This is a genomic window from Mucilaginibacter sp. P4_A11 (assembly GCF_056402535.1).
The window spans coordinates 198,917-211,211 of sequence record NZ_JBFUHE010000004.1; the positions used below are offsets into that span (position 1 = coordinate 198,917).

At 41.7% G+C, this 12,295-nt stretch carries 12 protein-coding genes and 1 tRNA gene; 8 read left to right on the top strand and 5 right to left on the bottom strand.

The features are described from left to right. Positions 1-14: 14 nt before the first annotated feature. The 3 genes from abc-f to AC1DUD_RS09980 all read right to left on the bottom strand — a co-directional run bounded on the left by abc-f (position 15) and on the right by AC1DUD_RS09980 (position 3,505). Positions 15-1,937: a ribosomal protection-like ABC-F family protein gene (abc-f, locus tag AC1DUD_RS09970; protein ID WP_477374148.1), complete on the bottom strand. Its 1,923-nt coding sequence runs from the start codon at positions 1,935-1,937 to the stop codon at positions 15-17. Between the two features lie 205 nt (positions 1,938-2,142). Next, positions 2,143-2,916: an SGNH/GDSL hydrolase family protein gene (locus AC1DUD_RS09975; RefSeq protein ID WP_477374150.1), complete on the bottom strand. Its 774-nt coding sequence runs from the start codon at positions 2,914-2,916 to the stop codon at positions 2,143-2,145. A 229-nt stretch (positions 2,917-3,145) separates the two neighbouring features. Continuing rightward, positions 3,146-3,505 (bottom strand): hypothetical protein, encoded by a 360-nt coding sequence (locus AC1DUD_RS09980; protein WP_477374152.1) that lies wholly within the window; start codon positions 3,503-3,505, stop codon positions 3,146-3,148. A 157-nt stretch (positions 3,506-3,662) separates the two neighbouring features. Here AC1DUD_RS09980 and AC1DUD_RS09985 point away from each other — a divergent pair, with 157 nt between their 5' ends. Together AC1DUD_RS09985 and AC1DUD_RS09990 are read left to right on the top strand one after the other, a co-directional pair. After that, on the top strand, positions 3,663-4,160 hold the full coding sequence (locus AC1DUD_RS09985) for a TspO/MBR family protein (RefSeq protein WP_477374154.1): 498 nt from the start codon (positions 3,663-3,665) through the stop codon (positions 4,158-4,160). Between the two features lie 65 nt (positions 4,161-4,225). Beyond that, complete coding sequence (locus AC1DUD_RS09990; RefSeq protein WP_477374156.1) at positions 4,226-4,759, top strand: hypothetical protein; 534 nt, start codon at positions 4,226-4,228, stop codon at positions 4,757-4,759. Between the two features lie 130 nt (positions 4,760-4,889). Here the strand turns inward: AC1DUD_RS09990 and tamL are convergent, their stop codons facing one another. Beyond that, the gene (gene tamL, locus AC1DUD_RS09995; protein ID WP_477374158.1) at positions 4,890-7,250 is read right to left on the bottom strand and encodes a translocation and assembly module lipoprotein TamL; all 2,361 of its coding nucleotides are present in this window, start codon (positions 7,248-7,250) and stop codon (positions 4,890-4,892) included. Here tamL and AC1DUD_RS10000 point away from each other — a divergent pair. The 4 genes from AC1DUD_RS10000 to AC1DUD_RS10015 all read left to right on the top strand — a co-directional run bounded on the left by AC1DUD_RS10000 (position 7,241) and on the right by AC1DUD_RS10015 (position 8,674). After that, on the top strand, positions 7,241-7,990 hold the full coding sequence (locus AC1DUD_RS10000; protein WP_477374160.1) for a TrmH family RNA methyltransferase: 750 nt from the start codon (positions 7,241-7,243) through the stop codon (positions 7,988-7,990). The genes tamL and AC1DUD_RS10000 overlap by 10 nt on opposite strands. A gap of 46 nt (positions 7,991-8,036) precedes the next feature. Then, positions 8,037-8,107, top strand: a tRNA-Cys gene (locus AC1DUD_RS10005). Between the two features lie 31 nt (positions 8,108-8,138). Beyond that, on the top strand, positions 8,139-8,312 hold the full coding sequence (locus AC1DUD_RS10010; protein WP_090527770.1) for a spore protein: 174 nt from the start codon (positions 8,139-8,141) through the stop codon (positions 8,310-8,312). A gap of 155 nt (positions 8,313-8,467) precedes the next feature. Continuing rightward, positions 8,468-8,674 carry a hypothetical protein gene (locus AC1DUD_RS10015; RefSeq protein WP_477374163.1) on the top strand — a complete coding sequence of 69 codons (207 nt, stop codon included), beginning with the start codon at positions 8,468-8,470 and terminating at the stop codon, positions 8,672-8,674. A 141-nt stretch (positions 8,675-8,815) separates the two neighbouring features. On the opposite strand, the gene AC1DUD_RS10020 is transcribed toward AC1DUD_RS10015, so the two are convergent. Then, complete coding sequence (locus AC1DUD_RS10020) at positions 8,816-9,856, bottom strand: quinone-dependent dihydroorotate dehydrogenase (RefSeq protein ID WP_477374165.1); 1,041 nt, start codon at positions 9,854-9,856, stop codon at positions 8,816-8,818. Between the two features lie 385 nt (positions 9,857-10,241). On the opposite strand from AC1DUD_RS10020, the gene AC1DUD_RS10025 reads away from it, so the two are divergent. Both AC1DUD_RS10025 and AC1DUD_RS10030 read left to right on the top strand, forming a co-directional pair. Then, entirely contained in the window at positions 10,242-10,544 is a 303-nt protein-coding gene (locus tag AC1DUD_RS10025; RefSeq protein ID WP_477374167.1) for a chorismate mutase, read from the top strand. A 277-nt stretch (positions 10,545-10,821) separates the two neighbouring features. Further along, entirely contained in the window at positions 10,822-12,282 is a 1,461-nt protein-coding gene (locus tag AC1DUD_RS10030; RefSeq protein ID WP_477374169.1) for a glycoside hydrolase family 30 protein, read from the top strand. Positions 12,283-12,295: the final 13 nt, after the last annotated feature.

Genomic DNA, 12,295 nt, shown 5'->3' on the forward strand with positions numbered 1-12,295 from the left:
CATGGAGATTAATCTTACGATTCCAACTCCAAAATCTGCTCGGCTAACGCTTCCCACTTGTCCTGAACTTGTTTCAGTTCGGCTTGTTTAGCGCTGTAAGCGGCATTGGTTTGCTTTAGCTTGGCACCGTCGCTGTATATTTTTTCGTCGGCCAGTTGAGTTTCCAGTTGCTTCACTTCTTTTTCAAGGTTGGCGATCTGTTCTTCCATTTTGGTCAGGTCCTGGTTCAGTTTTTTAAGCTGCTGATGCTTGTTTTCGCCTTGTGGCTGTTTAACAGGCTCCGGCTTTTTCTCTTCCTTTTTAGGCTGAGGTGCGGGCGCAGCAGCTTTAGGCTCTAATTTACGGTTGGCATACCACACGTCGAACTCGGCATAGGTACCCGGGTAAATTTTTATTTTCTGATCTTCAATAAACCAGATCTTGTTAGCAACATTATCAAGGAAATACCTGTCGTGCGATACCACAATGAAAGTACCTTCGTACTGCTCCAACGCCTGGATCAGGATATTTACCGACTGCATGTCCAGGTGATTGGTGGGCTCATCCAGTACCAGGAAGTTAGCATCGGCAGTAAGGGCCTTAGCCAAAGCCACGCGCGATTTTTCACCGCCCGATAGTACCTTGATCTTCTTGAACACATCATCACCGGTAAACAAAAACGAACCTAAAATGGTACGTAACTCGGTATCGGTATGTTTTGGAGCAAATGCCTGCAGTTCCTGAAGAATTTGGTTTTCGAGGTGTAATGACTCTAACTGGTGCTGCGCAAAAAACGTAGTGGTTACGTTATGGCCTGTAGTCATTGTACCGGTATAATCATTATCTGCCGAAGCAATGATCCTCAGCAAGGTTGACTTACCTTTACCGTTGGCACCGATCAGGGCAATTTTATCGCCTTTTTCAATTACAGCTTCACCGCCATTTAAAATGTCAATTGCAGGATACTTTTTAACGATGTCCTCCAGGGTGATCACGTGCCTGCCCGATTGCTTAGAGAAACGGAAAGCGAAGTTAACTGATGGGTTATCATCATCAACATCGTCAATACGTTCCATTTTATCAAGCATTTTGATCCGTGACTGAGCCATTTTGGCTTTGGAAGCCTTAGCACGGAAACGCTCGATCAAACGTTCTTCCTGTTTTATTTTTGATTGCTGATTTTTAAACTCGCCGCGCTGGATTTCTTCACGCAATGATTTTTCTTCAAGGTAAAAAGTATAGTTACCCGCGTAAACGGTCAGCTTGCCCTTGCGCGACTCAACTGTACGGTTGATCACCTTATCCAGAAACCACCTATCGTGTGATACGATGATGATAGCGCCGGTAAATGCTTTCAAATAATCTTCCAGCCATTGGATAGACGGTAAGTCCAAGTGGTTGGTAGGCTCATCCAGCAACAGGATATCAGGAGCTTGTAACAGGATCTTGGCCAGCATTACACGCATACGCCAACCACCCGAAAATGTGCTCAGCTTACGTTTGCAATCATCATCGCTGAAACCCAGACCGGCTAAAATTTCATGCGCTTTATATTCGATATTATAACCGTCAAGCAGTTCAAATTCATGCTGCTTGTCGCTCAATTTATTTAACAGATCTTCGCTATAATCCGTTTCCAACTTTTTAAGCAGGTTCTCGATCTCGTCATGCAGTTGGTTCTGGCGCTCAAAGGCTTCCATGGCTACGTGCACGATGTTTTTATCAGATGAGTATGAAAGCAGATCCTGGTTAAGGTAACCCATGGTAAGGTCCTTAGCCATTGATATAGTTCCGGAGGTAGGCTTATAGTCGCCTACAATAATTTTTAAAAGGGTGGTTTTACCAGTACCGTTGGCACCAATTAACCCAATTTTTTCACCGGGTTTAATATGCCAGTTAGCTTCATCATATAGGGCCCGCGCACCAATCTCGAACGTAAGGTTATTTATAGCAATCATTTACGCGCAAAGATACGCTTTTGACGTGAAATTTAGGTGAAAGGTTAAAGGTGAAAGGTTAAAGGTTGTTTTTAACAGGTGAAAGACAAAAGCTGAAAGGTTAAATGCTCTTTAAAAGATGAAAGACCGAAAATAGCATTAAAAAATCTGACCTGTTTGCCAGGTTGCAGCTACCTTTTGCCTTTCATCTTTAACCTTTCGCCTTCTATAAAGCTCCTACCGCTTTCAACCATGTTTGCGCCATAAGCGCTTCGCCGGCTACGCTTGGGTGTACGCCATCAAGGTTCCAGTAGGTGGCCGGGGCTGTTTGTTCCGCTTTGTCGAATGCCGATTGGTAAGGCACAAATACAGCTCCGAATTCGGCCGCTACATCCCTGGCAGCCTGGCGATAGGCATCAAACGCAGGGTACCATTTATCATCAACAGCCCTTACATTTTTTTCAGCGAAGGGCTCACAGATCACCAATTTAATACCCGGCAGGGCTTCTTTGGTACGGGTAAGCAGTTTTTTATAGTCGGTAATGTAAGTATCAATGGTACCCTTATAACCATTAGTTAGCGTATGCCAAAAGTCGTTTACGCCTATATGGATGCTCAACACGTTTGGTTTAAGAGCAAGACAATCGGTATCCCAACGCTCAGCCAGTTGATATACCTTGTTGCCACTTATGCCTTTATTATAGATCTTAAGGCTTTTGTCGGCATGTTTAAGCAGCAGTTGCGAAGCCGTAAGCAATGCATATCCTGAGCCTAAGGCACTGGTAGTATTGGGTTCGGTTTTACTGTGGTCGCGGCCCCAGTCGGTAATAGAGTCGCCCTGGAAAAGAACAACATCACCCTGGTTAAAAGTTACTTTTTTTGAGGGGTGTTCAGCAGCCAAAGCCGATGAAACAATTGATGGGATACCCATTGCTGCAATGGTGCCAACAGCAGCGGTTTTTAAAAAATGACGACGATAGTTTTGTTCGGTATTTTTCATTTGTGGATTATAGCTGGTATTTGCCGAAAATACTCATTTACCGCAACTATTTGAACATTGTTAGCTTTTGTATCAGGATTTGTAAAAGGAATATTACCTACATCCTAATCAGCCGCGGATTTACAATCTGTGGTAAACATTATTTAAGCTTTCGGCTTAAATAATACTGAAGCCGAAAGCTTAAACTATTTCCAACCACAGGTTACGCTATCGCTAAACCTGCGGCAGATTATTTATCGGCCACAAAATTTATAGGCTTTGCCGGATCATAGGAAACGTAAACACGTTTCCAGGGTTCATCACCAATCAGGCGCCATTTGTGGGCTGTGCCGGTTGTATCCTGGGCTATCAGGATCTCCCCGGGGTACAGTATAAACTTTTCGCCGGGGTAGGTTTCAAATTCAAGTGTACCGGTAAGAGTGATCACATACTGATAGGTAGGGGCATTATGGTAATCATAAAAAGCATGCGGTTCCGATTCCTGGAACCTGATAGCCAGCGCCTCGTTGAGCGGCCCCAATTCAATCGTACCCTTTTCTATATGTGAATGGCCGTCTTCACCAGTATATAATCTGTAAGCTTTTATCATGCTGGCTAAACTAACATTTAACCGTTAACCCCATCTAATTGCTGTGTAATTATTGCAAAATAGTTGCTTTACCTGGTAAGAGTATTCATTTTATTAAGTTTTCAAAATTGTTGATCCATTTAAAACTTACGCCGGTTTTAGCGGTTCAATATATATCATGCCTGGAGCTATACCTGCTAAACGTTTTCAATTTTTCCCTTACTTGATCAGCCTGTTAATTGTACTGGCCATCGGACTTGTTGCATCGCTGGTAACCAGACCTGAAATTGCAGGCTGGTATAGCACCCTTCATAAACCTTCGTTTAATCCTCCGCCCTGGTTGTTTGCGCCTGTATGGACGGTAATTTACATCATGATAGCAACCTCGGCATACCTGGTTTGGCAACACCGAAGCCGTAAGCCTGCTTACATCATTGCCCGTTCAGCGTATTTCATTCAGCTTATTTTAAATTTTTCATGGTCGATAATATTTTTTTGGATGCACCAAATAGCAGCGGCCATGATTGTGATCATTTTACTGTGGCTCAGCATTATGATAACCATCAACTGGTTTAATAAATTTAGCCGGACAGCAGCTTGGCTGCTTATCCCATATTTATTGTGGGTGAGTTTTGCCAGTGTACTAAACGTGAGTATTTATTTCCTTAACCGATAGCTCATAAAAAACACTATTTTTATTGCAGATAATTACAGCATCGATAAAGAGCTTTCTATCAAACCATGAAAAAACTTTTACTAATTTTTTGCTTTGCCATTGCTGCGCACAGCTTTGCTTTTGCTGATAAAATTGCCATCAACAACTTTGTAGTTAAAGAAAATCCTTTTGCTGTTGATGAGGTTGCCGTAGTAGCCACCGACACTGCTGGTGTGATACAGGAAAACGTGAACGGTGTTTTCACTTTTGTGATGAACGGCTTTACCGAAGAACTTAAGTTTGATAAAGGCACAGCTTTTTACCGCCACAAATTGGATCGTTCAAGCTTCCTGTACGCCAAACACATGAACGACGCCGGCACCCATGCCATACTATATTACATTTACAAGCATGACAGCAAGCTAAGCCCTTTCCACATCAGCTGGATATTACTGGTAGCTATCCCCCTGTTACTGGTATTGCTGGCTTACATGTTTAAACGGTTTATCATTATAGCGGTAGTAATCTTCTGTATATTCCTTTACTTCAACTATCACAATGGTCTAAGTATACCAACCTTTTTTGAAAGTATTATTGACGGGTTAAAGAATATATTTTAGGAAGAGGGCTCTCTTGGTAAAAGGCTAAAGGTGAAAGGCTAAAGATAGCTGCAGCTTTGCAAAGGCTTGTTGTCTGGCTTTTTCTAAAAAACCTTTTACCTTTCGCCTTTTACCTTTAACCTCTAAAATCTTAAAACGGCAATCCGATACCAAAATTGAGCTGCATAAAATTATAGCTTTCGCCGTTGGCTGTTTCGTAAGCTTTTTTGAATGAACCTTTGCTGAATAACTCGCCGGCATGGTTGATTAGCACCCATTGATCAGATCCACTGAATTGCGGATCTTTAAGTTTAAAGGCGGCATCAAGCCTAAAAACGAAGAAACTTAAGTCAAACCTTAATCCTGTGCCTATACCTACAGCGGTTGAACTTAAAAAATTATTCAATTTAAACTGCCCATTGGGATTATCGGGTTCATCATGCAAACGCCATACGTTACCAGCATCAATAAAAAAAGCACCTTTGAGTTTTGCACCAAAGAAATTATTTGCCAGCAGGTAACGGTACTCGGCATTAGTTATGAATTTGATCTCGCCAAACTGATCAAGGTACTTTAAACGGGCACGGTTAGTAACATCGGTACCATAATAAGTAGCACGGTTAAATTGTCCTGGCCCTAATGTACGCGGCAACCAGGCCCTGAGATCATTGGCACCTCCAGCGTAAAAATTCTTTTCGAAAATAAGCTGATCACTATTACCGTAAGGGATGCCGATCCCCGGATTTATGCGAAAAACAAGTTGTTTTTCGCCGCCAAAGTTTCGGTAGATCCGTGTATCGAGCTCAACTTTGGTATATTGTGCAAAAGTATAACCGAAAAGTTTATGCTGTCCATGATCATCTTTAGGCGCATTAGTGAGGTTACTTACCAGGTTTAGGAAGTTCCCGCCAATATCTAAACTGCCGCGGAAATAAGTAAAATTTTCATAACCGTTAAGCTTTATAGCATTAACCTGGTAAGTGTATTGACTCCCGGATGTAAAAACTGTCCGCCCGATCAGGTAAACATATGAATACCTATTTTGCTTAAGCAGGGAATCTCTGGCAGCTGGATCAATTACGCCTCTCGAAAATTCGATACTAATAGGAGTAATGGTATGTGATTTATATGGCGTATCAAAAAAATCGTATGTGATGGAATTGATAAAACTTTCGCGCTTAACCAGGTCTTTCTGAAAAAACAATGAGTAGTTTGACGAAAATGTGGTATGCGGAACTCCGAATTTACCCAGAAAAGGAAATTTAAACGGCAGTAAAAGGCGTGGATAAGTAAGCTGTGCCCCTACCCTAAACTCTTGGTTTTGAATACTACTGTTATCGTTGCCAACACTATTGCCATTATCAAAAAGGATACTCCAGTTAACTTTCAGCTGCAAGATAGCGGCCTGTTTAAATAAATTCCTGTCGGTAAAAGTATTACCAACGTTATAACCAAAACGGCCACCGCTAAAAAGCACCTCGCCCTCCACACGATCGCTCATACGTTTCAACGGCACAATATCTATCCGGGTATTGAGCCTATTGGAGCTGTCCTTCAGTTTTTCATAAACAGGGTTGGGCACGTTTCTGAAAACGTTCAACTCCGATAAACGCGTGGTAGTTCGCGTTTGCTTGTCGATATCATATATCTCACCTTTTTTCTGAAAAACATAATCGGTCACGACCCTTGGCTGAAACCTTTTTGAGTAATCAACAAACCTAAACTGAGAGTCAACCTGTATGGTATCAGCTTTACCCGGGGTACGTCCCTGACTGTTTGATATCGTGATTAATGTATTGTTGATGGTATAAACCGGATGTTGCGTTTTGCCGGCCGGATTATCAATAATCATTTTCACATCAACCACACTGCTGTTAAAAGTTGAATCATAAGTAAAGTTGATGTATTGCCTGTAAAAATCATAATAGCCATTATGCTTCATTAGCAAATAAAGCTGGTCGCGGTCGTAGGCTAAGCTATCGGTATCAAATCTACCGCCCGGCTGTATATGCGAGATCCTATTGCGGTTACCATTATACAATCCCTTAATATTATTATCGGCAATACTATCTGTAAACTTGCGGATACGGAACATAGGCCCTTCATTGGCAGTGAAAACCAGTTCGGCCTTTTGCTTTTTTATTACAACACTATCGGTAACTTTCGCTTTAAGATAGCCACGGCTGCGAATATATTTTTCCATTTGCAGGCGTGAATATTCAATCAGGTTGCTATCTACAACTACAGGGGCTTCACCAATATTTTTTTTTCCTTTATTACTAAAAGTATAGTACAACTGTAAATTAAGCCAGTTATTGGGCTGCTGCTCCTTATCTACATAATTTACAGCCGTTTCGGCAAATTCTTCGTCGATACCTTTTATAGTAATTTTGCGCACCAACGCCTGGTCTTTACGAATGCCGCGGGTAATACCGCAGCCCGAACCGATAATAATCAGCAAAATACTTAATATTGTAAGGCGGTAAACAGCAGTTTTAGTATATGCTTTCAAAATCACAGATCAGTTTATTAAAGTCCTTACAACATAAAAAATTCCGTAAAGAGCATGGTTATTTTTTGGTTGAGGGTTACAAATCAGTTATTGAGTTTGTAAACACTGCATACCAGGTTGATACTATATACCACACCCCCGAAATTGCTCCAAAAATGATGAATTTATCCCGAAAAATAAATTTTCAGGAAATTTCATTGACCGATCTGGAAAAGATCAGCAGTTTGAAAACCCCGCAGGAGGTAATTGGTTTGGTTAAAATACCAAAATGGCCTGTTTTAAATTACAATTTACTGAAAAACAGGTTTTCGCTGGTGCTTGATGAGATACAGGACCCCGGTAATATGGGTACTATTATCCGTACGGCCGACTGGTTTGGTATTACCGATATTATTTGCTCAGACGATACCGTTGATGTGTATAACCCGAAAGTGGTACAGGCCACCATGGGCTCATTAGCAAGGGTAAACGTACATTACGGCGATTTAAACGTCATTCTTCCTGAAATAAAGCTCCCTTTATTTGGCGCGATGCTTGACGGCGAAAATATATACGGTATCAACTTCGGTAATGAGGGCTTGTTGGCGATGGGCAATGAGGGCAATGGCTTGCGCCCTGAAATACAGGCATTAATAAATAAAAAAGTAACCATCCCGCGTGTAGGCCATGCCGAATCATTGAACGTAGCCATAGCCACAGCTATACTTTGTTCAGAAATAAAGCGAAATTCGTTCAAATAAATTTGTTCGCTAAAAATAATTACTATCTTTGCAGTCCTTAAAAAAGGGTCGGATGGCCGAGTGGCTAGGCAGAGGTCTGCAAAACCTTTTACAGCGGTTCGAATCCGCTTCCGACCTCAGGGTTAAAAAAATTTTAAAATAAAAGACAATGGGCGTTACTCGTTTAAAAAGAAAAGACAGGAGAAATAAAACTTTTTCACGCTTAGAAGTACAGTTCCTTAAACTGGCTACTAACCTTGAATACGGAAGCCGTTCTGCTGAGTCAAAACACAGCCAGATAGCTAAAAACAATGCAGCTTTAGATATCGCATTAGGCAAATAATTCTCTCCTTCTTCGGAAGAAAAAACTTTAAAGTCCTGCCGGTTTCCGGTGGGACTTTTTTTGAACCATGATTTTTAGGATTTGAGGATTAGCTTGATATTTTTACCGATTTGTATTCGAGGTTTGTGAATATACATTGAGGGTAATATTCGATAATGAAAAAATGGAAAGCGAGATATAAAGCATTATTCGCTATTGGATTGTATTTAGTGGGGGCAGTTATTGCCGGTTTGGCTTATACCGAACCTGTCTTTGGTCCGGGCCTTGGATCGTTTATGTTTTGTTTAGGCGGTGTGATGGGCGTGGCGGGCTTATTTTACCTTATCAAGATATTTACAAATAAAATATTTCGCAGAGCTTGATCATTTTCTATACCTAAGCCCATAACCCACATACAAATTGACAGACATTAAAAAAAAATATCAGACCTTTAAAAACCCTATAATCTGAGAATTCTTTTGATTTTGATTTAGAAAAAAAATCCTGACAATTCTTAAATCCCCTTAATCCCGGTTCAAAATTTTCTTATTGATCCTTCCAATCAGCCCCGGCCCTTCATAAATAAAACCCGTATAAAGCTGCACCAGTGAAGCACCGGCGTTCAATTTTTCAATAGCGTCTTCGGCAGAATGAATCCCCCCTACTCCGATAATAGGAAATGATCCGTTCGATTTTTTATGCAGATAGCTGATCACTTCGGTTGAGCGCTTGGTAAGTGGTTTACCGCTCAATCCGCCGGTTTCTTCTTTTAATGGCGATGATAAATTTTCCCTGCTGATAGTTGTATTGGTAGCAATTAGCCCGGCTATACCTGTTTGTTGTACGATATCAACAATATCATCCAGTTGGGAATCGGTTAGATCGGGCGCAATTTTTAGTAGGATGGGCCTGCTGATACCATTTTTACTATTTCGTTTCTGCAGCGTATTCAGAATTTCCATCAAAGGCCCTTTTTCCTGCAACGCACGCAAGCCCGGGGTATTGGGCGAACTCACGTTCACTACAAAATAATCAACCACATCAAACAGGCGGTCAAAACATTTGATATAGTCACTTACAGCATCTTCATTAGGGGTAACCTTATTTTTACCAATGTTTCCTCCGATGATCAGGCCTTTGTTGACATTCCTTGGATCACGCCTGAAGGCTGCAATCCGTTCGGCAGCTATATCCACGCCAAAATTATTAAAGCCCATACGATTAATGAGCGCGCTATCTGCCGGCAGGCGAAACATACGCGGCTTATCATTTCCTGGTTGAGGAAGCGGTGTAACCGTGCCTATCTCAACAAAACCAAAACCAAGATTGGCCATTTCGCCCATCATCTCGGCATTTTTATCAAAGCCCGCGGCCAGGCCAACAGGGTTCCTGAATTTAAGGCCGAAAACTTCACGCTCAAGTTTTGGATCTTTTACATCCCATATAGCTTTACTTAGCGATGTACCGCCCGGGAAACGGTTAAAACGTTTCAGGTTACGGGTGACAAAATAATGCACGTTTTCAGGATCGAACTTAAACAGGATTGGTTTTATGAGCTGGTACATGCCGCGAAGTTAGCACATTTTTGCTATGCTGAATAACGTAAGGGACATGATCAGCACAGCATTCTGTACATCTCTTTTACCTTACACCGTCTTAACTGACCCCGGCTGCGCTACGCTGGCCGACCCTCTCTTCGCCTTTGGCGGAAAGAGGGTAAAAAAAATAAAAAAGGCATCTCTTTATTCGAAGTATAGAGGGGACTGCCCGGCAAAACCTCGACAGCATGAGTAAACTCTGTGTTAATCTTCAAACAAATCCATTAACAGCCCGGTTAATTCCCTAAATTCATCTCAAAAAACCATCTTTATGAAATTGTTTAACCGCGCTTTTATATTATTTTCAGTGTGCTTGTTCCAATACAGTTTAGCTAACGCGCAATCCTCACCTATGAGTAAAACTCCTGCCACCGACCCAACACTGCAAAACAACCGGATCAAAATTGATTCAATCGATAAAAAACTCATCGCTTTATTAGGCGAACGAGAACGGGTGGTAAAAGAAATAGGCATCTATAAAGCAAAAAACAATATCCCCGCCCTCCAGGCTGATCGCTTTAAACAGGTTTTAGAGAAAACAATTGAGGCCGGAAAACAGGAAGGTCTTTCTTCTACATTCATCACCGAACTCATGAATGCCATCCATAAAGAAAGCCTGCGTATTGAAGAAGAAATTAAGGCTCAGAAGCAGTAGCCGGTGTAAATAATACACTATAATTTTCAATGCATTTTAGCGCATCAAATTTATTTACATCTCCAGATTTAAAAAATAACAACTTACTAATAATCAATAAATTAAAAACTAAAAATCATTGGTATTAATGCGTATCATTTGCTTAAAAGCGGTGATCGTTATGATAATTTATATTAGGCTTTTTGCTTTTTTCTAATTAAGTTTAATAAATTTGAAAACTCCGGTTAGCCATAGTCCAGGCTCGTAACCAAACCGGCAAGCCTATTTAATTAAACTCATGCAAAAAAAGTATTTAATTGCCTGTTTCATAGCAGGCGGATTATTAAAGGCTGGCTTTGTCAGCGCCCAGGGTAAAGCGCCGTATTCGGCAGCAGGTAAATCTGTAAAAGTGATCGTATCTGAGCAAAATGCCGGATACAAATTTAAAGAAACCGAAACCCTGAAGTTTACCGACAAACCACAACCTGCCGAAACAGAAGTAGCAGTATTTATTGATCCGGCCAAAACTTTCCAAACAATGGTAGGTATTGGAGGCGCCCTGACCGATGCCTCGGCCGAAACCTTTGCCAAACTACCTAAGGACAAGCAAAAGGAATTTTTAACCGCTTACTATGATAAAGCCAAGGGTATTGGTTACTCTTTTGGTCGTACCAACATTCAAAGCTGTGATTTTTCGAGCGACAGCTACAGCTACGTAAAAAGTGGCGACAAGGAATTAAAAACCTTCGACATTAGTCATGATAAAACCTACCGCATTCCTTTTATTAAAGCGGCTACAGCTGCGGCAGGCGGCAAATTAACCCTGTTTGCATCGCCATGGAGTCCCCCTGCTTTCATGAAAGATAATAATGATGTATTGCACGGCGGTAAGCTTAAAAAAGAGTTTGACCAAAGCTGGGCCAACTTCTACGTAAAATTTGTTCGTGCTTATGAAAAGGAAGGCATCCCTATCTGGGGCCTTTCGGTACAGAACGAGCCAATGGCCAAACAAACATGGGAGTCATGCATGTACACCGCCGAAGAAGAACGTGATTTTGTAAAAAACTTTTTAGGCCCAACCCTACAAAAACAAGGCCTGGCAAGCAAAAAACTGATTGTTTGGGACCATAACCGCGATCTGCTTTACCAACGCGCCAGCACTATACTGGAAGATCCTGCCGCAGCCAAATACATTTGGGGTATTGGTTTCCACTGGTATGAAACATGGACCGGTGCAGGACAGAATTTTGAAGCTACCCGCCGTACCCATGAAGCATTCCCGGGCAAAAACCTGGTATTTACTGAAGGCTGTATAGAAAAGTTTGATTTTAATAAGATCAATGATTGGTCGCTTGGTGAGCGCTATGGCTTATCAATGATCAATGATTTTAACGCAGGTACTGTAGCCTGGACCGACTGGAACGTATTGCTTGATGAAAAAGGTGGCCCCAACCACGTTGGTAACTTCTGCTTTGCACCGGTACATGCCGATCTGCGTAACGGAAGCCTGATCTACACCAGCTCATACTACTACATCGGTCATTTCTCCAAATACATTCACCCGGGTGCAAAACGCATCAGCGCGGTAGCCAGCAGGGATAAACTGTTAACAACTGCTTACCAAAATCCCGACGGCTCAATTGCGGTGGTGGTTATGAATAAAACCGACGAAAAAATAGATTACAGCCTTTGGATAAAAGGAAAAGCGGCCGGCACTACTGCCCTGCCGCATTCAATTGCTACACTTATTGTGAAGTAATATCTAAACGATC